This window comes from Lacipirellulaceae bacterium, from assembly GCA_040218535.1.
In the GTDB taxonomy this organism is placed as follows: Bacteria; Planctomycetota; Planctomycetia; order Pirellulales; family Lacipirellulaceae; genus Adhaeretor.
In genome coordinates this window covers 779,318-804,182 of sequence record JAVJRG010000012.1, presented here as the reverse complement: position 1 = coordinate 804,182, position 24,865 = coordinate 779,318, and the positions used below count along the sequence as shown (strand labels likewise).

Sequence of the window (24,865 nt, the reverse complement as noted above, 5' to 3'; positions counted from 1 at the left end):
GGTATCTGCCCCGATAGCTCATTGTCAATTTGGTGAATAACTTACGTTGGTTCTAAACAGTGCCTTGCGTACGCAGTGTGAGGCGAACGCATTGCACTAATGACTTTCGTATTCGGTTCAGCTGCTTAGTAACAGCGTTGGGAGTCCGGCCCTTCTGGAGCGCGTATTCTTTGATCGTACTCTTCTCCGAATAGCACCCAACAAGCACCGCACGATCCTTCTCGGGAAGTTTCGAGATGCAGTGGTCGAGTATTCTTCTTCGCGATTCCAAATCTTCTTGCGTCTGTTCGGCGTGCTCCGCCAACATCATCATCATTTTTTCGCTAAAGCGGTGCCGATCACGCCCCAGTTTTCTTACATAGTTGAAAACGGTGAACTTGGCGACCTGAAACGCCCAGTTGCGAAAACTGGTCCCCTCCTCAAATTGATCGAATCGCCGCCACAGCGTCAGGCTTGTTTCCTGGAGCAACTCTTCACTGTCGGTATACGAAGGGAGCATCGTCAGAATAAACGAGTGGATCGCCGCCTCATGACGGACGAACAGAGCAACAAACTGCTCGTGACTCGATGATTCCATATCCGAAGCACCCATCGTGGCGGTTGATTCTCCGTACCAACAACAATTAATGATCCGGCCTAATTCTCTACACGGCAAACCGCAAGGACTTTGGCAACACTTTGAGCCTACTAAGGACTAATGATCGAAACGGCTCAAATCTGCTCATGGAAGTCATCTTTTACGGCATATTTCGCAGGTTATTGGGTTGATTCGCAGAATCGGAGATTCTGTATTCATGCAGCCATCCGCACGCGTTCGATCGGTCATCGGTATCAAGCTGCTGTCCGTTCTGAGCCAACCTAGAAATCCCTAAGTCGTTACTAAAGAAACACTTAGGCAATCACCTGACCGGATACCTCATTCACGTCCAGCCCAAAAGCCAATCTCCTCAACCTGAAACCGCCAGAAAGTTTGTTACAGGAGCCATTTTCAAGGTGTTTTTCAACTTAAGAGGACATAAGCTTATACCTATTCCGGACGACCGGACACTGACAGCTTAAAGCTGCTCAGCTGTCCTGGTTTCCGCTAGGGTGAGGGAGTTGAGAGGTCTGGGGACACCGGACCCCTTAACCTTCCTCCCGATTGCTGCGAAATTTGCGAAAAGTAATTAGACTAGAAATTGCATCTCGTAGATTTCGTATTTAGAATACAATTTTGCGACTCTTCATCAAATCTTGAACCAAGCTGGCGAACCTAGCAGTTTGCCAATAGGTCCGGTCGCCGGGCCAGTAATCACTTGATAGGCATTGGCCACGGAAATTGTGATCAATGCGAGAGTGCAACGACTGTCTGTTGTTCCTGCGCTTGTAACGGGGGCAGTCGTCTAAAGCGGGCTGGAGATTCCGTCTCTCCAGCCCGCTGTTTTTATGCGCGCACAAGTGAGTCGAGAAAAATCAAACGAATCGGAAGCCGTTTCAATTGCAATGCTCGGCATTGGATTGAGAGCGCCCCTTACAGACAAGGCGTCTGGCGAACTCGATGACGGAGTACACCAGCTCCCAAGAGTATTTGGACTAGAAGGAAGGAACTCGGTTCAGGAACCAAAGTGGCAAGTACTAACGCCTCATCCGTAAGGATACTACCGAATTGGTTTGTGCGTCTAAGGTTTGCTACCACCTGACCGCGATCATTGATGTCTCGCCCAAAGCCGAAACCACTACTCGCTGTGTAATAGAAGCCGTCGATTTCCATTGGCGGGTTATTGTTGGAGAAGACAGTGCTTCTCGGTGAAGGGGCAACTTCGATACCCGCTTGCGACCGCGCTACGATCTGGCCCCGATTGTTTAGTGTCGGCAACGCATCAGCGAAGTAGGTTTTCTCCGGGTCGCTGGCTAGCGGTCCCCAGGTATCTCCTGAATAAAGCCAAACACTCTGGCTTCCGAGGCGAGTAATGACGGCAAGTTCTCCTGCATCATTGATCGCAGGCCTTCCGAACCCAAAGTTCTCGGGGACCGAAACAACTGAAGCCGATCCGTCGGGCTTAAAACTCCAGATGTCGCCCGATGCTGCGGATGTCTGAATCGAATAAGCAACCTCACCCAGATTGTTCATCGACCCGCCAAAAAAACCACCCGGCAACGCAATCGTTGCTAACGTGCGATCAGCGTCTCCCGTCCCGACTCGCAATTCGTTCGGTCGAACCAGATCTGCTGTCGTTCGTGCCGTGTAGAGCACTTCGCCCTGATCGTTGACATCCTGCACGAAGGCGTCTCGAAGATTAACATCAGGGACAGCGATTTCCGTCAGGCCCTGCGCGTCGAATCGGTACGCTCCTCTACCGCCAGTCGAGATACTTGCCGTGAAAGCGATCGTGCCGTTGTCGCTTAAAGCTAAAGCACTGAAGCCAAGAAAAGTATCACCTTGCGCAATCACTTGCTCAGTAACACCTGAGTTCCACCTAAAGATTCCGCTTTGGCGTTCTCCATCGACTGTAGCGCTACCCGACCAAACGACGCTGCCATCATTAGCAACAAATGGCCCATACCGCACATTGGAATTCGGGTCGATCACTTCATAGGTGTAGTGCGACGCAAAGCTGTCCGCGGCAGACGCCAGAAGAAAAACGCAAAGGAACCAGAACAGTAGCGGTCGAGTCACAGTTCCTGCACGCCATTGAGTGGTTGTGAAGAGAGAGTTGCACGTCGATTGCGTTGATGGCTCTTAGCCAATCACACTGTGCATCTTACCACAAATCGAAGCGACACGACCTACGATGCCTGGCGAACCCACAGATCCCTAACAGCCCCAGCAAAAATGCCGTCGGCTCGGGCACTACCCGTGACGCAGCAACGCTACTTGAGGCATTCGCTGAGAGTTGCCAGCCGAGGAAGTCGATGCCGGCCACTTCGCCGTCGAAATTGAAATCGCCATCGCCGAAGTCGTCACCGTCGTTAGAGTAGCCGTCTTGCCAGGCAGATAGGTCATCGCCATCGACGGCATCGTCCAGATTAAAGTCGCCGATGAAGTCTTCGGTCTTGCCGCGTAGTTCTGAGAGCCAGATCTGTAAGTCCCCGCCACCGACGATCCCGTCAATATCGAGATCATACTCGCTGCCCGGCGATGCAGGGCCAAACTGAGAGAAGAGGGCAGAGAGGTCACCGCCGTCGAACACTCCGCTACCGTCGAAATCGCCAATTGATTCTGTCACGACGAGCACCGCCGAGACAAGCTCACCACCATCACCTACGAAATCAACGTAAACTTCGTTGTTGCCATCCACGAGAACTGCAAGAGGTACATCGACGGTACGCGAGACCATGTCAACATCGCCATCATCAAAATTCAATTCTCCAGCAGGAACTCGAATGGGTGTGTTGTTGACGAACACGAAGAATTCTTCTCCTGGACTCACGCCAGGAAGATCACGATTAAAGCCCACACGCACTTGGGCACTGACGGCATTGTCCGTTTCCGCAGCAATGTTCACCACCTGCGACTTGCCCTGGGCACCGATGGGTGTCGTGACGACATCGCCGTAGTAGGTGTTTTCATTGGTCGAAAGATCGTACAACTGCGGGCCGCTCAACGTGAGTTTCAACACGGCCCCCTCTTCACCGTCGAGGGTGAGATTCTGCCAAGTGCCGCTCACGTCCAGATCGCTCTCATAAATGCCTTGCGTGCCATTCCAAAATACGCGATCGAGCGACGCACTGGTGACATTGGCCGTACCGATGAGAGCTTGCAAGTTGATCGTGTTGCTGACTTTCTCCAGATTATTCAGCAACACATGAATCTCATTGCCGTCGCGGAAAGCCATAGCCTGCAAATCCGTATTGTCGCTGCCTACCGGAACGTACTCACCACGCACGTCGGCAAACATACGGAACATGCCTGCCACGATCGTCTCCTGCCAAGCACCGCCGGCGACTTGCTCCCAAAAGACATTGTCGCCTGCTGGGTTTGTCGGAACGGCGTTCTGCCAGTGTCGCGGAGAAACGAAGGGTGTCGCGTTAATGATGCGGTCGGGTCGGTCCATGTAGACTAACATCTTCTCTTTGATGTCACGCACTAAATCCCATTGCTGTTCCGTCCGGGTATAGTTTCCGTAACTGCCGGAGCTGTTCGCCTGATTGAACGAGCCATACTCAGTCAAGGCAAACGCCTTGGGATCACCAAACAACTGGTGGCTGTAGGACTCGTAAAGATCCATGATCGCCGCCGAATGTCCCGGCGAACCGTCCACCTGTCGTGACCAGGAGCCATCATTGGCGACGTTGTAACGCTCGTAGGGATGGATGGTCCAAAAGTCGAGCTCAACCGAGTCGCCTGAGGGCGTTTCCCAGTTGACCATGTCGTCCATCAGTTGCCGCGATCGCTCCCACGAATTCTGCCCCGCGCCCAAATCATCGCAGCAAGACGGGCCTCCGATCTTCGCCTGCGGGAATTGCTCCTTCACCAACTCCGTTACCACACGGTGCATTTCGATCACGCCGTTCCATTGCGACTGGGTCGGCGTCGACCAGTTGGGCTCGTTCATCACTTCGAAGAAAAAGCGATCCTGCTCGATTGGCAGGAATCCCTGATTCGGCCTTGTTCCGTAGACAGCTTCCTCAAGATAAACATTCAAAAAGTCGGCATAGGCTTCGTAGTTGGTCGGCATCAAGCCACCACTGTCCAAGAAGTTTGGCCAGAAACCACCGTTACGGCCCGACTGCACGAAGATTGGCTCATCGTTGTAGTTACGCAGTCCCGACCAACGCGAGCCATTGAGGACGAAATTCCGATAGTCGCCCTGAATTTTTGAGATCAGAGCGGAGTGCTCAAAGTACCCTGGCTTACTTGGGTCTTCGGGTAGGTTCTGGGCAATGAATTGGTCTAACTCCGTTGCCACACGACCTGTTGTCGTATTGAGTCCGTTGGGCGACCAAGCTTCAACCGTCAAGTTCCCAAGGTTCGTATTGGTCGGTGCTTGCAGCGTTCCGCTATGATTGAAATACTTCGCCCGATCAAGCTCGCTAACGCCACCGATCGCGCGGTGAACATTGCCCATCACGGTCACGTTCGTTTGGGCATGCAGCGGTTGCTGCCAACCTAAAAACACGACCATCACGGCGGTTACCGGCGCAGCGAAAAAGCAATGTCTCCGTACCAAACTTCTCATAGCTCTGCCTCTGTTCCAGACTCAGTGTTAGCAAACAAGAAAACCCGTCGGTCGCTGCCCCGGGCGACCGACGGGTAACTTTACTCTCCGATAACCCAACGGGGTTAGCTGCGCTTACGCATTCCAGTCAGGCCCATTGCGGCCAATCCTAGCAGGCACAAGGCACTAGGCTCAGGAACGGCACCGACAGCAGGGGCGCCGCCGCCGTAGTTGGCGTTCCAATCAGCGAGATCAGCGATCGTCAGATTCGTGTCACGTTGGTACTCCAGGAAGTCTGCACCATCGACATCAAGGTCCCCATCGAAGTCGCCATCGGGGCTCGAAGCATCAGCATCCGTGAAAGCAACGCTAAACGAATCCGATGTGCCGATAGGGCCCGCATCAAGCCCACCATTTCGCATGAGACGGAAGGAGGGAAATGCTTCTGAACCGGAACCGGCCACGGTGACAGTCTCCAAAGCGTCAGGATCATCGACACTGGCAGTCGCGAGTACCGTAGCAGTGTCAACGTTCTCGACGATCAATTCGGTGCTAGTCCAAGTGTCGGCACCATCGTAGACCGCTTCCCATGTGACCTTGATCGTGTCGGAAACCAAATCTGTCGGCAGATCCTTCATCATAGTCGCAGGGTTCCAACCATTATCGACTCCGATATCCACGGGCTCAATGAACAAAGCGAAGGGATTATCCGCTCCGCTATTCTCATTACGTGTGAGATCGGTAAAGATTTTCAAAGCGCCATCTTCGAACTCACTGTAAGAGAGTTTGATTCCCAAGCTTGGTGCTGCCTCGAAGCTGCCAAGGACAAAGTTCGATCGCACGCCAGTGTCGAGCAGTCCAACGTTTGCGGCACCACTGAGCAACTCAAAGGAGTACGTTTGCTCAAGACGCAAGGTGTCACCAATGCCAAATCCGGCTGGGGTGGGGTGTGACGCGCCGCCACCTTCAGTGTCGCCGGTACCGCCTGCTTGGCCACCGAGGGCACCCATGTTCCAAATGTTACGTCGGAAAGCACCGCTGATAGAAACGGTACCTGTGCCGCTGGTATCGACCATTGGACCAGTTTGGCCGAGCCACACACCGGGATCTCCCCCATTGGGATTGACTGTCCCGAAAGTACGTAGCTCCCCATCAACATAGCCTTCGGCTGCTGAAAAATCGGTGTCGATAATAGTTGTCGTAATTTGTGCTGTGGCTAGGCTAGCGGTTGCTGCCAGTCCGAGTACGAGGCTCAATGTTCTTAAGATCATCGTTTTCATCAATCTGCTCCGCGCAGTTTCAGTAGTAAATCGGTAAATTGCCCCAAACTTATTTGTCTGCAAAACACGCGGCAGTCGAACAGACCCCGACTGCCGCGTGGTGTTGCTTCTATTGCTACTTGCCATCGCGGCGGCGCGCGCCGATGAGTCCGCAAGCACCTAATCCGAACAAGATAAAAGAAGCTGGCTCTGGAATCGCAAAGAACTCGTACTTGAACGAGTCGACCGACACATTCGGGGTCGCGTTACGCATCCACTGAATGCCAGCGAATAGATCGTTTCCAGAAGGAACGGTCTGAATCTCGCCCAAGATGGCGGGCTTGTCAGCGGCTGCACTCAGCAGGGGTGTGGCAGTCGTTGAATTGGCCAACGTCAAATCGGATGTCTGCCATTGGTCAGCGCCCAAGTAAGTCATTTCGATGCTTACGGCGAGTACATCAGAAACCAAGTCAGCAGGGCCGGCGACTCCATCCGGATCAAGACCGATATCCAAACCCGAAGCAATCAACGCGAAAGCGTTATCGGCACCAGAAAAACCATTGCGGCCCAGGTCGCCGAAGAGTTTAAGAGCGCCACCGCTCGAGGATTGGAACTCACTATAAAACAATTGCATGCCGATGACCGGTGAGGCATTGAATCCACCATTGACAAAGTTATGGCGGACACCGATCTGCCCAAGCGGTACGTTGATGCGACCAGAAAGCTCAAATTGGTATTCCGCTGAGACGCGAACCTTGTCGCCCACGTTGAAACCAGGACCGGCAAGCTCGCCAGGACCACCAGGACCACCGGCGTTGTTGCCTTGCGCACCGCGATTGTTCAGGTTCCGCGGGAAAGCAGTGGTGGAAGGGGTGTTAGCAGTGCCTGATCCGCTTGGGTCGACGGTTGTGAAGTTTTGACCCAGCCACCCATCCTGGAACTGCAAGTTGGCGGCGTTGAACATGCCGCTGCCATCAAACTTCGTGACGAAGTCGGTCTCATAAATGACGGCAGCCGACGCAGCGGTGCCGAAGGCGGTCGCCAGAACGGCAACCAAGAAAGTCACTATAGAACGCCTCATTAGAACTTCTCCCCTCGAAAAACAGTAAAAAGACAAGTTGTGGAAATTCGATAAGTCGTACGCGTTATCCGGCGTACATGAACCCATTGCTCCATATTGTACTCAATCGCACAATGAACTTATGTGATTCGACAGGCCGTTAGGCCTAGAAATCTACAAGAATCGGTGGATTCTCTTCATTGCCAGACTATGAGAACGGTTGATTTCCCCTAACTCACGACAGGGGAATCTCTTAAGACGCTCCATTCCGTGCGGCAAACCGCTTGTAGAGCCACTTACCAAAGGCTATCTGAGTCAGCAAACCGGGCTTCGGAACGAATCAAGGCCCCGCGTCTTCCGGCCCGGCCTCTTGCGAAGGCAGCACGGTCTCAACCTTCTGCTTGCCCGTCCACAGCGCCTCGTACTCTTTGGCGTCTACCTCACGGGCTTCTTGCAGGGCTACCCACCGCATCCCGTTGACGCCTTCCTCTTCGAAGATCACGGCCTTGTCACCGAAGCCATTGACCGCCCAGCGCACCTTGAAAGGTTTGCCGTCGCGATCGTTGAGGAATAGGGCATCAAGATTCTCGCGGTCAATTTGCATCCGTTTTAGGTTCGTTTTGAATTGATCCTGAAGCAAGAAAGTCGTCAGCGTCTCCTTATCGACCGGCCCTTGATAGCCGTGGTTGTTGGAGTAGAGCTTGTAGCAATTGTAGAGCTGCTGCAGCTTGGTCTTATTCATGGCTGCAACACCATCAACAATCGGATCGCCGCACCCTGGCAAGGCTACTACTACGGCTGAAATCAGGAACGCAAAACAGCTATGGATGGCTGCGACTCGGTATTTCTGCATCTTTAGAAACCTAGCGAAGAGGAGAGGACCCTGCTCAACAAATCTGAGGTTAGGCAAACCCTTAGAGATCTTCAAGGCTTACGACGGCTCCGTCATTGATGTCGATCAATTGATCAAGGACCAGCGCTGTGACATCATCACCAATAGCTTGAACTGAACCGTCACCCATCACAGCAAGAAAGATGCCTGCGTGTGCACTACCAAACTTGTCTTCACGCTGGTTGGTGGCGCGGCGCTCGTTATCTTGCCAGACGGTTGATGCCGAACTATCTCCCCAAATCCTGGGTGTGGCAGAGCGGAGCGCACCGTGTGTCGCACACGCGTAGTAGCCATCTCCGATGCCCAAGATGTCCCACCAGTTCGTAACAACCGCTTGATATCTTTCAGTTCCTTTCGATTTCTCGCCGAACATGATCGAATTGGTTGTGCCGTCGGGGACATTTTTTACTGTGATAAACTTGTGATTGGTCTTTAGCGTGGTACCACTATACTCAGCGTGGGCTTTCTTCGTGATCATTGCACTCCATATATAACCCTCAAGAGCACCTACATTGGGCGGTGAAGTATGCATATGCTGCCACCACATATCCGTGCCCGAGTACGGCGGTTCTTCAGCCATGTGAGCAACACGAGCAGCAGCATAGTCCATTTCGAAGCGGCTGGTTCCGGTGGAATCCGTGGTCGTTCCGATTTCGCCCCGTGAAGGACAATGGTAGGTGGGGACAGGTGACCCGCCCGCCTCACTTGCCATCGCCAAACCCTGGGTAGATCTGAGATCATAGAGGCTCTGCTGTTCGAGCTGGGGAAGTATCTGATAGGCCCAGCCCCAGTTTTCGTGCGGGTAGTTTCTATCTTTGGGGTCGTACTGAGCGAACCAACTCGACCAACCGCAGTCGCCCAATGTCGGGTATTCACCGTTATTGGACTCAAAAGTAAGAGCCGCTAATCCGATCTGTTTCAAGTGGTTCTGACATTGCGTCCGCCGAGCCGCTTCGCGAGCCGCCTGAACCGCTGGCAGCAATAGCCCCACCAAAACGCCAATAATTGCGATCACGACGAGCAGCTCAACGAGGGTGAAGCCGCCGTTTCGACGTGATTCAGAGCTAAGGGATAAGCGAGTCTTCATGATTTCATCTCCAAGGTTTCAAACCTGCGATGGAATAACCACCCTCAGGCTGCAGGAAATCCAGTGCGTTCCGGGGCACTCGATGGCCAGCGGCAGTTCTATCTCTGCAAGCTGATAAGTCGTTGAAATAAGAATCTGGGCAATATGAGACTAGGACTCTGCTCTTCAAATAGACTGGTGCAGAACATTGTCCTGTAAGGACTTATGTACAGTGGACGATAAAAATGACCGAACTTGTGATAATTCAGGTGAAAATTGGTCTGAAAAGATCCCCACGAAGCACACTCTGGCCCAGAAGTGCTGCCTTATTATAGGCAGTCGCAAGGTCAGCCGGCAAAGCTATTGCATGCAACCGCAGGTGCCCTACTGCACTAATTTGATCATTTTCAGCAAGTTATCGGCCATGTTATTGGCTATTTTCAGATCCAACCCCGGCTTCACGCCTGGCCGTTTGTGGCCCACATGACTGAGCCAAGCGTCGTGCAGTAGGTCTTGCCGCTGCTTCACCAACTCGTAGATTTCAGCCTTCCTCTCGGCAACCCGCGGGCTGACGCCTCGCGGCTCTATGCCGGTCGCCCTCGCGATGATCTGAGCCATCAATTGGTGCCCGTCACTGTTGATGTGCACGCCATCCTTGCTCAAGGAATAGTCAGGCAACTCCTGGCGTTTCTCTTGGAGAAAATTGTTGACGGGCGTATGGAGGTCGATCACGCAGGCTACCAGTTTGGCTTGATCAGTGACTGTTGGCTCGCGAAGCTCCACTAGCCATGCGGCGTACTTCTGCATGACTTCGTCATAGTTCTTGTAGATGTTCTTCCAGGAGTATTCCTTCTCGCCCGCTGGCAATAACGTGCCCGCCTTTTTGCCGGGCAAGGGATCGAAGGGCAGCGGCGTCAGTAGGACCAGCTTGACTTTGGCTTCATCGCATTTCTTGATAAGCCGCTTCACGCCGTCATTGTAAGCCGTGAAGCGCTGCTTAGAGAACGGATAGTAAATCGCATCGTTGATACCGTAGCAGGCGACGACCAGCTTCGGTTCCGCTTTTTCCAAAACACGGTCCAGCCGCTCATGCAAGTCGGGCCGCGGGAAAGCGTGGGCCGGTTCTGAAAGCCCGCTGACGGTTTCGCTTGAAAGGCCCAAATTGATGAAATCAACTTCGGCGTCCGGATCAGCAATCCGCAGAGCCGTTTCTAAATGCGCAATGTAGGTACCGTCGTTCGTGATCGAGTCGCCCAAGAAAACGACCCGGCGACCTGTCCACTCGACACTGCAGGGAGCAGACGTTTCCTCGGCAAATGTGTTTGCACAAAACGCGAGGCAGTAAGCAGCAACGAACGAAAAAGCAGAAGCGTAAGTTTTCATGCTCACTACTTTAGCAATCCCCGCTGCATTTTTGTCAACGAATCACACGAATTTCACGAATAGGAAACCACGCTAAAGCCACATCCAGCGTTACAACTAATATTCGTGTGATTCGTGAAATTCGTTGACAGAAATAGTCGAGTCATTTTCGTCCGACGCTTCCAAACCCCTAGCTTGCGCTAGGGGCTAGGGAAGTCGAGGTAGTGGCGAACAAGTTAGACAAGGGAGTCGTAAAAAACTTTTCGTTCCCTCATCCAGAACCAAGTCCATGTCGCCCGTCGGTCACTCGCTTACAGGTCTCGCCCTTGGGGCGCTGGTGATTCCGCCTGAGTGGTCAACCAAATCGAAAACGATCTCAGCCTGTGTTTTCGTGTTGTTGGCCAACACGCCCGATTTGCCTTTTCCTTGCTGGGGTCACCAGCGTTACGACATCAGCCATAGCCTGTTTTCTACCGCGGTCGGTTGTGTCGTTGCAGCTGCGATGGCGTACTTCGCACTCCGACGTCGCGTTTCTTTTCCCGGCAGAATGATCACCGCAGGAGTGATTGCCTGGGGCAGCCATCTTTTGCTCGACATGTTCTATAACCACGGCAAAGGCCTTGCCATGTTCTGGCCCTACAGCGATGCGCGTCTTGCGTTGACGATTCCGTGGTTTTCGCACCTCGATTTGAGCGACTTATGGAGCTGGCATAATATCCGTGTCGCCCTGGTCGAGTCTCTGTTCTACGGCAGCGTCTTGACGCTCGCCTTGTTCATCCGTCGTTACGTGTTGTCAGATCGCAAGATGCCAAAGGCCAGGTAAACCCCACCGCAAGGTAAGGCAGGGATTACTGTGGTCTCTAGGTCTTCTTTTTCGTCAACGAATCACACGAATTTCACGAATAGAAAACCGCGTTTGGGCCACATCTGGCGTTTCTACAAATATTCGTGTGATTCGTGAAATTCGTTGACGAAAATCATGTCCTAACGAGAGTTCTTGTACAATAACTCCTCGTCACAACTCTCATTCTCTTTTGCCTATTACCATCTCACTGAAATGCTTCGCTCCTGGTTGTTACTTGGCTTCGCACTGATCCCCCAACTTGCACACGCCCAACGTTTATCTGACAGTGGCGTACAAACCAGCTTCTCCAAGCAGCCCGCCCTCAAGTGGGAAGACGGCATGGTCACCGGCAACGGACTCATCGGCTCGTTGCACTACGGCCCGCCGGAGCGGCAGGTGATCGTGTTCAATTCACACAAGTTCCTAGTGCCCAACGGAGCGGCGTTTCCCGTACCGGATATGACGGACCAACTCGACGAGCTCCGCGACGGGATGCTCGCTGGCAACATCGGGCCGGCGTACCAAGAATTCCACGACGAGCTGCTCCGCCGCCGCGGCTTGCCAGTCGTCCATAAACCGTACTACGGCATGGTCAGCTCGCAACCGTTTCACGCGGGGTATCAATTGGTGGTCGATATTCCCGGCGCTGAAGAGCCAACCCAGTACCATCGGAAAACAGTCTACGGGACGGGTGAAGTTTTCAATTGGTGGTCGCACGATCAAGGCAGTTGGGGGATGCGAAGTTTTGCTTCGCGTGCCGATAATGTTCTCATCACCGATCTGAATCCGCTTGAGCATGTGAAGCTAACTTGTACGCTCTCAGCTGAGTTGCCATCGCGCGCGCCAAAGAATGTCGAAACGAAGACCCTCGTCGAAAGAGTTCCCGATGGTGCCCTTATCAACTTTCGAGCGAAGTACCCTAAGAAGAATAGCAAGCAGGCTGGATACGAAGGCGTCACTAAAGTTATCGTCGACGGTGGAAAAGTTTTTATCGAAGGCGAGACGATTCGCATCGTAGATGCTGATTCAATTCTTCTCCTAACCAAACTTGAGCGCTACCGTAACGATTTGCATGAATGGGACAAGAAGAAACTTCAAATAGAACTTTCTGAGATTAAGCCTGACTACCAATCCCTTCTCGACCGCCACACCAAGATTCACAAGCCGATCTACGATCGCGTGACGCTCACCCTCGGAGAAAAAACCCTCGCCTCTTTGGGGAGAGGGCAGGGTGAGGGGAAGACCAACACCGAACTGCTCACCGCAGAATCTAAGAATCGCGAATCCGTTAATCTGGCATTGCTCGAACGCTTGTTCGCGACCAGCCGTTATCTGTTCCTCAGTTCTTCAGGAAAGGACTACGCCCCGCGGCTCTCGGGCATGTTCAGCGGAAGTTGGACGGCCGCCTGGGCGGGCGATTATACGTGCGACTCGAACGTGAACATGGCCGTCTTCGGCGGGAATATCGCCGACCTGCCCGAGTGCATGGAAGGCTATTTCGCCATTCTCGAACGAACGCTTCCGCAATGGCGCGAGGCGGCGAAGAACTACTACGGCTGCCGCGGCATCCTCGGCCCGGTGCGCATCGATGGTGAGTACGCCATCCCCATCCACTGCGGCCCTTACCACGCCCATTTCACGGCAACCGGATTAGGCCCCTGGCTGCTCTATCCGCTGTGGGAACACTACCAAATCACCGGCGATAAACAGTTCTTGCGTGAGCGGCTGCACCCGCTGCTCGTTGAGCAGGCCCACTTCTACGAAGACTTCCTTACGCGAACTGACGATCAGGGAAACTACGTTTTCGTCCCTTCGAACTCTCCCGAGAACGCTTGGGCAGGGATCAAACCGCGCACCTCGGCGGCTATCAACTCAGTGATGGACATCGCTGCGTGCAAACACGCACTGACGATGCTGCTCGAAGCGGAGAAGGAATTCGAGATCGCCCCCTCGGGGTCAACCAAGCGTTGGCAGCAGATGCTCACGAAGTTGCCGCCCTATCTGGTTAACAACGACGGCGTTTTCAAAGAATGGGCCTGGGAATCGTACGGCGAGAACCCAGGCCACCGTCACCTCAGCCACCTCTACCCACTGTGGCCCGCCTACGAGGTGAACCCAGAGAATCCGGGCACGCGCGACTTTATGCCGGCGCTGGCCAACGCAATCCGCAAGCGCCCCCAGGGGATCGTCCAAGCCCACGGCGGTTTACAAAAAGCGATCGGTTGGCTGCGTCTGAAAAACGGCGAGGAGTTCGGTAAGGTGCTGAAGTACTTCCTCGAAAACGGTTACTTCTACGATGGCCTCAGCAGCAGCCATGACCGTGGGCACAAGATTTTCAATTACGACTTGGTTCTTTGCCTGCAAGGCTTAGTGATCGAGTCGATCGTCTTCACGGACACAGATTACAACGGCGAAACCGCAAGCGGTGTTGTTGAGCTTCTCCCCGCGCTACCGGAGTTTATGAACCAGGGAAAATTGACCGGCGTGAAAGCTCGCTGCCAAACGACGATTGAATCTCTGGAATGGAACCTCGACGAGCGCTGGGTCCGCGCCCGCGTAACCAGCGACAAAGACCAAACCCTTGTGATTCGTCATCGTGGCGGGATGAAGAAAATCGAGTCGAACGTCGATCACAGCACGACACCTGAGAATGCCTTCACCGTCGACGCGACAGCTGGTGAGCCGGTTGAGGTGAAGGTGGAGTTTTGAATGATTGTGCGTGGGGAACCCCTAGCTTGCGCTAGGGGCTAGGGGGGATGTAAAGTTCTAGAAGTTTCCAATCTGGAGACGCTTCTTCCTCAGGACACACTAGCCCCTAGCGCAAGCTAGGGGTTCAGGGTTCGAAACGCCCGCTTAAAGGGGCGGCCAACACCGGCTATCATGCGTGCTCGCGCTGCCCGAACGCTTCCTCTCCGACGCCATGGCCGAACAAGACCTCATCGCCAAAGAAAACCCGGTCGCCCAGCGACAGAATAAGACCGACCGGCTATTCCTGGCTCGGCTGGTCCGCGATGCGGGTGAGGACAACCGGCTTGATGAAGCCGCGGTGGCTGCTGCTCACGAGATCGTCCTCAAGTGGGTCGAACTCGATAAGAAGGGGCGACTGAAGAAAAAGTCCGAGCGCCAACTCGAAGGCGAATTCTTCGCGGACCTCTTCGACAAAGTTCTGGGCTATCCCGGCGTGGCCACTGACGCCACGAAGTGGAATCTCGAGCAACAGTACAATCTGTCCGGCCAATTTCCCGACGCCGTGCTGGGCAACTTTGGAGAAGAACTTGAGCCCGAACCCAAAGCGGTGCTCGAACTCAAAGGCCCCCGCGTGCATCTCGACCGCGACCGCGCGGGTGGTCGCACGGCCGTTGATCAGTGCTGGGATTATCTGGTGAACATGCCCAGCGGCTGCCGCTGGGGCATCGTCACCAATATGGTCAGTTTCCGGCTGTACGAACGCGGTTCGACCAAGCGAGCGTACGAACACTTCTCCCTGCAGTCGCTTGCTTCGCTGGCGGTGTTTCGTCAGTTCTATGCCATCTTCCGTTACAACGGCCTCGTGAAGGGCATCGCCAAGGAAGAACCGAAGGCGCTACAGCTACTGAAAAGCACGCAGAACCGCCAGCGCGAAGTGAGCGACAAACTCTACGATGCTTACTCCAAACATCGGCTCGACTTCGTCGCCCACTTGCACCACGATTTGAAGCACTCGATTGAAGACTCCATCGAGTACGCCCAGCGTCTGCTCGACCGCGTGGTGTTCATCGCCTTCTGCGAAGATCGCGGCCTGTTGCCCAAGGAAACCATCAAGCGAGCGTACGAAAACCTGCCCGCGTTCAGCGCAATCACCAACCCGCGTTGGCAAAACTTCAAAACGCTGTTCCGCTTTGTCGATGAGGGCCAGCCGACCACCATCCACACCAACGGGGGTCAAATCCCCGCGTACAATGGCGGGCTCTTCAAGCAATCGCCCGCGGACGAGCTGGAACTCGACGACCGTTGGACGGAATTCTTTCGCTTCGTCGGCGAGTTCGACTTCGCCGACGAAGTGAATCTCGACGTCCTCGGTCATCTGTTCGAGCGCTCAATCACCGAGCTGGAAAAGCTGAAAACCACGGGCCTCTTCGGCGATGCCGAAAAGAGCGAGCGCTACGCGCAGATGCCGCAGTCGGCCAAGCGGAAGCAACTGGGCGTTTATTACACGCCAGCCGAACTGACGAGCCGGATCGTGCTGTACACGGTCGACGAACTGATCGAGGAACGCTTCCGCGACTTGGCCATCGAGCAAGGCACGTCGAAGAAAAAGGCCGACCTGGGAAAAACGCCCGACACGCCCGACTATTGGAACGGCTGCCTCGCGATCTTGCGCGATCTGCGCGTCGTTGACCCCGCCTGTGGCTCCGGGGCGTTTTTGTTTCAGGCGTATAACACGCTGGAAAGCCGTTACTTTGAAGTGCTTGAACACCTGACGCAGTTGGGTAACAAGAAGGCCAAGGAGCAGGCCGTCGTCCAACAGGCGCTCGTGCCGCAGTGGATTCTCGAAGACAACCTCTACGGCGTCGACCTCTCGCCCGAAGCGGTCGAGATCACGCAACTGGCCCTCTGGATCCGCAGTGCGACGCCGGGGCAGACGCTGGCGAAGCTCAGTGAAAACATCGTTCACGGCAACTCGCTGGTTCACGACGCGGAAGTCCACCCCGCGGGTTTCGACTGGCGGGAGCGATTTGCTCATGTGTTCGACCGCGAGCAACAGGGGTTTGACTGCGTGATTGGGAATCCGCCCTGGGAGCGGATCAAGCTGCAAGAGCGCGAGTTCTTCTCGCTACCCGCCCCGGAAATCGCCACCGCCACGAATGCCGCTAAGCGGAGAAAGCTGGTCGCTACGCTCGAATCCGAAGACCCGGCCCTCTACGAGCGTTACGAGCAGGCCCAAGAAGCTGCCGCGTCGCTGCTCACGTATTGTCGCAAGAGCGATCAGTACCCGCTGACCGGCAAGGGGGACATCAACACGTATGCTGTGTTCGCGGAGTTAGGCTCACAGCTTGTGGCGCCGAGAGGTCGCGTCGGGTTGCTCGTTCCCTCAGGCATTGCCAGCGATAAGACGACCAAGGATTTCTTTGCCGAAGTCGCGGAGAACGACCGGCTGATTCGGCTCTATGATTTTGAAAACAAGAAGATTTACTTTCCCGATGTTCACGCCTCGTTTCGCTTCTGCATTTTGAGCTTCTTTGGCTCATCGCGTCAGACCGATCATGCAGACTTCGCTTTCTTCATACACTGGATGGATGAGCTTGAGGATAGTAACAGACATATTCCACTTTCCGGTGATGATATAAAACTGCTCAATCCGAATACGAAAACGTGTCCCATACTTGAAACACGCCGTGACGCGGAGCTTGCCAAGCAAATTTATCGGCACGTGCCGGTTCTCATCGATAGGACTCGCAAAGGACCGACTGGCAACTCGTGGGGCATCTCTTTCAAGGCTATGTACCACCAAACAAACGATGCGGAGCTATTCGACGAAGCAACTGACTTGCAGGCCCAAGGGTGGAGCTTGAAAGGCAACCATTGGAGTAAAGGCGATGACATCCGGCTGCCAATCTACGAAGCGAAAATGTTCCGTCCTTATGATCACCGCCATGGCACCGTTTTCGAAGACACCAGCAATTGGATTAACCAGGGGCAAACGCACGAGACCACCTTAGTACAGCATCAGAACCCCGAACATTTAGTTCTTCCACGATTCTGGACGGATAAAAGTAACGTATTGGATCAGTTTGAGAATTCACTTCCGCCTTTTCTATTGGCATTCAGAGATATTACCCGTGCTACGGACCAACGAACACTACTCGCATGTGCAATTCCGTGTGTCGGAGTCATCAACACAGCTCCAATTATCCTCTTTGAGAGTGCTGAGGTCAGATTGCAAGCCTGCTTGCTGGCTTGCCTGAATGCAATGTGTGTTGATTTCTTAGCGAAGCAAAAGACCGGCGGGACACACATGAACTTTTTCATTGTCGAGCAGCTCCCCGTCCTCCCTCCCGACACCTACGCCAAACCGTGCCCCTGGGACCAGCAGACCACGCTGGAAACCTGGATCAGCGAGCGGGTCCTCAAGCTCACTTGTACGGCTGAAGACATGCTGCCGTTGGCCGAGGCGTGCGACTTCACCAGTGGCAGTTTCCAAAAAGAGTACAACGGGCGGCTCAACAAATGGGACGAGGCCCAGCGGGCCCACCTGATGGCCGAGCTCGACGCGGCCTATTTTCATCTTTATGGAATCAACCGCGACGACGCGGAGTACATTCTCAGCACGTTCAAAGGCATTCACGAGGAGACGACGCTGCTACGTGATAATCGTAGCACTGCGCAACACATACTTGCGTTGTATGACGAGTTCGCGAAGTAGAAACGCAACTTGCTGGTGACGCGAACCCCTAGCTTGCGCTAGGGGCTAGAGATCGAAGCAGTGGTGACGTTCGCCACAAGAACAACCCCTAGCCCCTAGCGCGAGCTAGGGGTTCGAAGTGCCAAAAGCGTTCGAGCCCCCAAGAACGTCCGAAGCCTCAACAACACCTTCGATTGCTTAAAGCTCTTTTCCAAGAATAAGGTTGGCATAGGTCTCTACTCTCGCTACGATAGGTGTATGCCTGTATACCTTTTTACTCACCATGGTTTCGGAACCTGGCTCCCCGATCATCGGCGAGGGTACACGCAGAAAAACCAAGGCTACCAACCGACCAGTCAGCCCTTAGCAAAGTCGTATCGCAGCGTGATGAAGCATGAAGTGTTCTACTTCACTCGCGGAACTCAGCAACGATTGATCGAGAGGCTTCAAGCGATTGCAGAAACGGAAGACTATCGACTGCATGGCGTGGCCACTGACCGAACGCACCTTCACGCTGTGGTCAGTTGGCGTAATGAGCATCTCACGTTCAGAAAAGTTCGAGGTCGGATCAAGAACCTACTCGCGCTCGATCTTTCGCGTGCTGCAGGCATCACAGGTCGACCCTGGTTTTCTCGTGAAGCGAGTCGCAAGCAGGTCAGCGACGAAGAGCACTTCAACTACCTGCTGAGGGTCTATCTGCCAAAGCACCAAGGTTGGCAGTGGTACGAAGACCGAGGCTGGGTCGATCCTGGTTCAACTTGATATTCTACGAATCTGCAAACCCCTAGCTTGCGCTAGGGGCTAGGGGTCTTGGAGCTTGGAGGAGTTAGTAGCTGAGCAAACCCTAGCCCCTAGCGCAAGCTGGGGGTTCTGAGTCTTCTGCAAGTGCCCATTTTCTAGACCTCAATCCTTGAGAGAATTTACTATAATCAAGTTCTCACTTGAGAATGACTAGCTACACACTCCGAGCAAACCATGAAATCCTTCTTCATCGCTGTGACTGGCCTGCTTCTTCTCTGTAACACCAGCTTTGCCAAGCAAACCGCCAACTGGCCGGGGTGGCGCGGCCCCAGCGACAACAGCGTTGCTGAAGGTGATTTTCCTGTGGAGTTCTCTCCAGAGCAGAATTTGCTTTGGAAAGCGGAACTCCCCGGCATCGGTAGTTCGACGCCAGTTGTTTGGGGCGAGTTCGTCTTTGTGACTTGTTCGATCCCGCAGAAGGAAGGACCACCAACCGACGCGATCGCCTGTTACCAGTTCGAGAGATCGCAACCGACGGCCGACACCGTTTGGCTCCGTCCGCTCGGTCCTGGCAAAAACGGCAAGCACCCCAACGGCAGCGGCGCGAATCCTTCACCCGTGACCGACGGGAAGGTTGTTGTCGCGTACTTCAAAAGCGGACGGCTCTCGTGCTGGGATTTCGACGGCAACCGGATCTGGGAGAAGAACCTCCAAGAGATGTACGGCGAGAATACTCTCTGGTGGGACTTGGGCACGTCGCCCGTTCTTGCCGGCGACAAAGTGGTCGTCGCGGTCATGCAGGAAGGGGATTCTTACATGGTGGCCTTCAACTTGGGCGATGGCGAAGTCGCTTGGAAGACCCGACGCCAGTACAAGCGTCCCCGGGAGTCCGATCAGGCGTACACGACGCCACACGTTATCAAGCAAGGTGGCGCGCTGACGATCGTCACGTGGGGAGCCGATCACCTAACAGGACATGACGCGGCGACCGGAAATCTTGTTTGGGAATGTGGCGGCTTCAACCCGGAAGAAAAAGGCATGTGGCGGGTGATCGCTTCCGCTGCGGTCACGCCCGAAGTGGCTGTCGTTCCCTACGGTCGCGCGGAGCATTTGGCTGCCGTGAGTCTCAAGGAAAACCACGGCGACATTACCGCAGACGCTGAGCTCTGGCGCCGTCACGATCTTGGAGCCGACGTGCCCACGCCGATTATTCATGGCGATCAAGTGTTCGTTCTCGGTGACAAACGACAACTCACCAAGCTCGACCTACAAACGGGCAAGACACTCGACGAGTTCAAGTTGCCCAAGAATCGCAACAAGTATTACGCGTCTCCGATTCTTGCCGGCGGCAATCTGTATTGCACCCGAGAAGACGGAACGATCTTCGTCGTCTCGACAGAAAACGAATTCGAAGTCCTCGCCGAGAACGAGCTCGGAGAAAAAACCATCGCCACCCCTGTGGCAGTCCGCAACCGGCTGTTGGTACGTGGCGAGAAGCATTTGTTCTTGTTTGGCAGTGAAAACTGACTGCTATCATTTGCAATGAAGCCGGGCATTGGTTGATAATAGGGCTGCACGGGAATTCGCTCGTTCGCTGCTCGAGGCCAGCAACTGAGCATAATTGTCTCGGCAGTGCGTTCAGGCGATTTGCAACGCACTTTTCACGGAACAAGTAGGGGAACTCTCACATGCGCTGTTTGTGGAACACTGCGCTGGTCGCAGCTTTGATCACCGGAGTCTTTGCTTCTTCGGCGTTTGCTCAAAATCCAATCAACGCCACGGTGCCGACATCGCCTTGGTCGATTCAGTTGGAAGATGTCGTTACGATTCCCAACAACGGCGGGAACTCGCCACGGTTGGAAGAATTGGTCTTCGGCGGAGCTCCCGGACAAGCTTATGTTATTGAACAACGGGGTGAGATCTATCGCTTTGACCCCAACGCCGCGAATCCAACGCCGACGTTGTGGCTGGATGTGGCTGACTTTCTGGGGAGCGACTTTAACTTCAATAACGAGGGCGGACTGCGCGGGTTGGCTTTCCATCCTGACTTCAATGACTCACAGTCGGACGGGTACCGAAAGTTCTACACAACGCACAGCCGCGATGCCTTCACACCGTTGGCGGGGAGCCCCTCACCCACGATTTTCAACTCCCCACCCGGAGTGAATCACGATTCGGTCGTCGCGGAATGGATGGTCAACGCCAACGGCACCGTCGACACAAGTTCGTATCGCGAGCTGATGCGGATTGGACAACCTTTCAGCAACCACAACATTGGGCGCTTAGGCTTCAATCCGACGGCAACACCCGGCACGGCCGACTATGGGAACCTCTACATTGCTGTTGGTGACGGAGGAAGCGGGGGCGACCCTAATGATCTGGCCCAAGACATTGACACCACTCCTTCAGCGTGGGCTCATGGAAAGATTCTCCGTGTTGATCCGATCGCGACCGCTACGGATCCTTACACCATTCCCAACGACAATCCCTTTGCAGGCCAGTCCAATCGCATCCAAGAAGCTTGGGCCTACGGTCTGAGGAACTCTCATAAGTTCTACTGGGACCGTAAGACCGGCGAGATGTACATCTCCGACATTGGCCAAGGAAACATTGAAGAGATCAGCCGTGGCGTGTCCGGTGGGAACTACGGCTGGCGTGATCGCGAGGGGACGTTTCAGTTTGAAGGAGGGTTCGGCACACTCCCCGCCAACCATCCCAACGACTCGTTTATTTACCCCGTCGCACAGTACGACCACGACCCGGACAACAATGGTTTCAACTCAAGTTCCGCCGTTGTGGGTGGATTCGTTTATCGGGGGACGGACATTCCCGAGCTCAACGGCGTTTACTTCTTTGCCGACTTCGCGACAAACTCCAACCCGATTTATGCCGTCGATGTTGATGACTTAGTGGATCGCGACGACTTCACTAACGTCAGCCAGTTCAACAATGGCTTCCTCGCGCCATTTGTCGATGTGCCCATCAACGACAACGGCACGCTCAAAAGCTACCGGCAATTCCTACGGGATGAAAACAACGCCAGCTATAGCCGCACGGATATCCGCTTTGGTGAAGGGCCCGATGGGACGCTTTATTTCATGAACAAGCGAGACGGCACCATTCGCAGGGTCACGGGGGTTGTGGGGATCGACCCAGGTGATGCCGACCGCGATGGCGATGTTGATTCCGCGGATCTGGCTCGCTGGACCAATGGGTACGGTACCAGTGAAGACTGGAACGATGGCAACTTTGATGCTTCGACACGCGTCGATGCCGTCGACTTTCTCACCTGGCAAAACAACTTTACCGGCGGACCAGGTCTGCAGGGCGTTCCTGAACCGGCTAGCTTGCTGATGGTTGCGACTCTGCTGGCTGGGCTCGCATCGACGCGCCGAAGACGCTACTAATCTCGGCAGCTCGATCTGTCTCAAAGCTATTGAGGCGATCGACTTACAAAGAGAAGCTGTACTTCGCGTCCCAGTCAGAAAGGCGTGATTACTTTCTGAAAATCTGTTTCATTCTCCTCTGGCTGGGGGTATGATGTGGACCATCGCGTGCGGCCTGCCGCAGTGCGTTCTGTTCATCGATACTCTATTGGGGAGATAGAGACTATGCGGTTGGCTGTTCGAGTTTTCGCCACGCTTTCAATCAGTTGGTTTTTCGTCCACTGCGATTCGGCACACGCGATCGAAACGACAGCTCCTTGGGGTTCCAACTCGCCGAGTCCGTTTCAGAATGAGCAACCCTCGCTCACGTTGAATTATGTGGTTCGAATCAACGGCAATGACGAAGACCTCGGTGAGGTGGGGCTGTTCGCCGGCAGCTTTAATCCCCGCGATTGGGCATTAGCTCACGGACAAATACTTCCTATTGCTAATAACACGGCGCTGTTTTCCAAGTTAGGAAACACCTTCGGCGGCGATGCCATTAACACTTTCGCTTTGCCGGACTTGCGAGGTCGCACAGCCATCGGCGCCGGACAGGGACCTGGGCTGCCCAGTTACAACCTAGGGCAAGAAGTGGGAACTGAGAGGATCACGCTTTCGGATGTCCCCGAGCATACGCACTCCTTCGGCAACGGACTGACCACCGGCACTGCTGGAAGCGATTCCACCCATTCCAATATGCAGCCTTCTTTGGCATTGACCCCAATCATTGCCATCCAAGGGCTTTTTCCTTCACGGAGCTTGACCTCCGAAGACAGCGGCGATCCAGGCATCGCTCGAATTGGCTTGAGTGGTCAGGAACCCTTCCTTGGCGAGGTTACTTGGATCGCCCACGACGATATTCCCCAAGGTTGGGCACGTGCCGACGGGGAGCTTCTCGACATCAGTCAGAACCAGGCTCTTTTCTCGATCCTGGGGACGATTTACGGAGGTGACGGTCGGACGAACTTCGCCTTACCGGATCTTCGCGGTCGAGCGGTCGTTGGTGAAGGACTAGGTCCGGGACTTTCGAACCGGCCCATCGGAAGCCAAGCAGGCGATCATGAAGAAACCCTAACCGAGTCACATCTGCCAGCTCACATGCATGACTTTCTTGGTTCCGACGCGGTCACCGGCTCAACAGGAGGTGGCCAACAGCAAAGCAACCTGCAACCGACACTTGCCTTAAGTAACATTCTCGCCCTAGAGGGGGTCTTCCCTTCGAGAGCGCTGGAAGAAGAACCAGCGGATCCCAACCTACCGCAGCGCATCGGCAGTGGAGAGCCGTTTCTTGCGTCGGTTAGCATGTTCGCAGGCAACTTCAATCCGCGGGGTTGGATCGATACCCACGGGCAGGATCTTCCTATCGCTCAGTATTCTGCTGTATTTTCGCTGTTGGGCACCGACTATGGCGGAGACGGCAGGAGCGACTTTGGAATCCCTGATCTACGAGGACGCGTCGCCGTTGGCCAGGGCACAGGTCCAGGGTTGACGCCGCGAAACCTTGGCAGCAGCTTCGGCCAGCAAATGAGCGCCTTGACGGAGGCCAATATTCCGTCTCACGTCCACCAAATTCCCGAACCTTCTACGATCCTACTACTGGCAGGTATTGCTTCCTTCGCGCTGCTCGCAGAGAGGCGATCGCGCTAATCGTTCCTCTAGTCCGGGAAGCATCAGCTGCCTATCTGGACTTCGTTCGCACACGCGCCTTCTTGGATAGAAGCAATGTTGGCGAGGGTGGTCTCGGCGATGGCCGTTAGCGCTTCGTGCGTAAGAAAGCCTTGGTGCCCGGTGATCAGCACATTGGGAAATGTCAGCAACCGGGCCAGCACGTCGTCGGTGAGTACTTCCTCGCTGCGGTCCTCGAAGAAGAGGCCTGCTTCTTCTTCGTAGACGTCGATCCCTAGCGCCCCAATCTTTCCCGACTTCAAACCACCGACGACTGCCCTGGTGTCAAGCACCCCGCCGCGACTTGTGTTCAGGAGGACCACGTCCTGCTTGAGAACCGCGATCGCTTGTTCATCAATCAAGTGATGCGTTTCCTCGGTCAACGGGCAGTGGAGCGAGATGATGTCTGACTGGGCGAACAGCTCGGGGAGTTCCACGTAATTTAGCCCTAACTTTTTGCAGTCGTCGTTCTCGTATTTGTCGTAGCCGAGCAGATGACAGCCGAAACCTTTCATGATCCCGGCAAACGTTTCTCCAATCTTTCCCGTGCCGATAATACCTACCGTCTTGCCGACGAGATCAAAGCCGACGAGCCCATTCAACGTGAAATTCCCGTCGCGTACCCGGGTGTAGGCTCGGTGAAGGTGACGATTCAGCGAGAGTAGCAGCGCCACGGCATGTTCCGCCACGGCGTGAGGGGAGTAAGCGGGCACCCGAACGATGCGAACCTCATGCTCCTTCGCGGCAGCCAAATCGACATTGTTAAATCCCGCACAGCGGAGCGCGATCGTCTTCACTCCCTGGTCAGCGAGTTGCCGGATGACTTCGCCACCAAGTTCATCATTGACGAAGGCACACACCGCGTCGAAGCCTTCGGCCAGTCGCACGGTTTCGGTCGTGAGTCGGGGCTCGTAGAACTTCAGATCGAATCCGTGAGCGAAGTTGGCTGCCTCCAAGTATTTGCGGTCGTAAGGCTTCGTGCTAAAGATGGCAATCCGAGTCATCGGGAGTCGCTGCTTTCAGAGGGA

The 24,865-nt window shown here is 54.6% G+C and carries 16 protein-coding genes; 7 read left to right on the top strand and 9 right to left on the bottom strand.

Annotation, left to right across the window (positions count from 1 at the left end):
• Positions 1 to 52: 52 nt before the first annotated feature.
• The 8 genes from RIB44_17315 to RIB44_17280 form a co-directional block, all read right to left on the bottom strand.
• Positions 53 to 592, bottom strand: a complete 540-nt coding sequence (locus tag RIB44_17315; GenBank protein ID MEQ8618334.1) for a sigma-70 family RNA polymerase sigma factor — start codon at positions 590 to 592, stop codon at positions 53 to 55.
• 918 nt (positions 593 to 1,510) lie between these two features.
• Positions 1,511 to 2,656: a hypothetical protein gene (locus RIB44_17310; GenBank protein ID MEQ8618333.1), complete on the bottom strand. Its 1,146-nt coding sequence runs from the start codon at positions 2,654 to 2,656 to the stop codon at positions 1,511 to 1,513.
• Between the two features lie 85 nt (positions 2,657 to 2,741).
• Positions 2,742 to 5,159 carry a hypothetical protein gene (locus RIB44_17305; protein MEQ8618332.1) on the bottom strand — a complete coding sequence of 806 codons (2,418 nt, stop codon included), beginning with the start codon at positions 5,157 to 5,159 and terminating at the stop codon, positions 2,742 to 2,744.
• A gap of 104 nt (positions 5,160 to 5,263) precedes the next feature.
• Positions 5,264 to 6,418 carry a PEP-CTERM sorting domain-containing protein gene (locus RIB44_17300; GenBank protein MEQ8618331.1) on the bottom strand — a complete coding sequence of 385 codons (1,155 nt, stop codon included), beginning with the start codon at positions 6,416 to 6,418 and terminating at the stop codon, positions 5,264 to 5,266.
• Between the two features lie 115 nt (positions 6,419 to 6,533).
• Positions 6,534 to 7,478, bottom strand: a complete 945-nt coding sequence (locus tag RIB44_17295; protein ID MEQ8618330.1) for a PEP-CTERM sorting domain-containing protein — start codon at positions 7,476 to 7,478, stop codon at positions 6,534 to 6,536.
• Between the two features lie 319 nt (positions 7,479 to 7,797).
• On the bottom strand, positions 7,798 to 8,310 hold the full coding sequence (locus RIB44_17290; GenBank protein MEQ8618329.1) for a hypothetical protein: 513 nt from the start codon (positions 8,308 to 8,310) through the stop codon (positions 7,798 to 7,800).
• A gap of 61 nt (positions 8,311 to 8,371) precedes the next feature.
• A complete protein-coding gene (locus RIB44_17285; protein ID MEQ8618328.1) occupies positions 8,372 to 9,436 on the bottom strand; it encodes a DUF1559 domain-containing protein in 1,065 nt (354 codons plus the stop codon).
• A 363-nt stretch (positions 9,437 to 9,799) separates the two neighbouring features.
• Positions 9,800 to 10,798: an SGNH/GDSL hydrolase family protein gene (locus RIB44_17280; GenBank protein MEQ8618327.1), complete on the bottom strand. Its 999-nt coding sequence runs from the start codon at positions 10,796 to 10,798 to the stop codon at positions 9,800 to 9,802.
• A 268-nt stretch (positions 10,799 to 11,066) separates the two neighbouring features.
• Here RIB44_17280 and RIB44_17275 point away from each other — a divergent pair, with 268 nt between their 5' ends.
• The 7 genes from RIB44_17275 to RIB44_17245 all read left to right on the top strand — a co-directional run bounded on the left by RIB44_17275 (position 11,067) and on the right by RIB44_17245 (position 23,819).
• Positions 11,067 to 11,600, top strand: a complete 534-nt coding sequence (locus tag RIB44_17275; protein ID MEQ8618326.1) for a metal-dependent hydrolase — start codon at positions 11,067 to 11,069, stop codon at positions 11,598 to 11,600.
• 234 nt (positions 11,601 to 11,834) lie between these two features.
• Positions 11,835 to 14,330 carry a glycoside hydrolase N-terminal domain-containing protein gene (locus tag RIB44_17270; protein ID MEQ8618325.1) on the top strand — a complete coding sequence of 832 codons (2,496 nt, stop codon included), beginning with the start codon at positions 11,835 to 11,837 and terminating at the stop codon, positions 14,328 to 14,330.
• Positions 14,331 to 14,541: 211 nt separating this feature from the next.
• Complete coding sequence (locus RIB44_17265) at positions 14,542 to 18,024, top strand: N-6 DNA methylase (protein MEQ8618324.1); 3,483 nt, start codon at positions 14,542 to 14,544, stop codon at positions 18,022 to 18,024.
• Positions 18,025 to 18,261: 237 nt separating this feature from the next.
• Positions 18,262 to 18,765 (top strand): hypothetical protein, encoded by a 504-nt coding sequence (locus RIB44_17260; protein MEQ8618323.1) that lies wholly within the window; start codon positions 18,262 to 18,264, stop codon positions 18,763 to 18,765.
• Positions 18,766 to 18,978: 213 nt separating this feature from the next.
• Entirely contained in the window at positions 18,979 to 20,271 is a 1,293-nt protein-coding gene (locus RIB44_17255; GenBank protein ID MEQ8618322.1) for a PQQ-binding-like beta-propeller repeat protein, read from the top strand.
• Positions 20,272 to 20,432: 161 nt separating this feature from the next.
• Entirely contained in the window at positions 20,433 to 22,151 is a 1,719-nt protein-coding gene (locus RIB44_17250; protein MEQ8618321.1) for a PQQ-dependent sugar dehydrogenase, read from the top strand.
• Between the two features lie 204 nt (positions 22,152 to 22,355).
• Positions 22,356 to 23,819 (top strand): tail fiber protein, encoded by a 1,464-nt coding sequence (locus RIB44_17245; protein ID MEQ8618320.1) that lies wholly within the window; start codon positions 22,356 to 22,358, stop codon positions 23,817 to 23,819.
• 23 nt (positions 23,820 to 23,842) lie between these two features.
• Here the strand turns inward: RIB44_17245 and RIB44_17240 are convergent, their stop codons facing one another.
• Positions 23,843 to 24,841, bottom strand: coding sequence for a 2-hydroxyacid dehydrogenase (locus tag RIB44_17240; GenBank protein ID MEQ8618319.1), 999 nt, complete (start codon positions 24,839 to 24,841; stop codon positions 23,843 to 23,845).
• Positions 24,842 to 24,865: the final 24 nt, after the last annotated feature.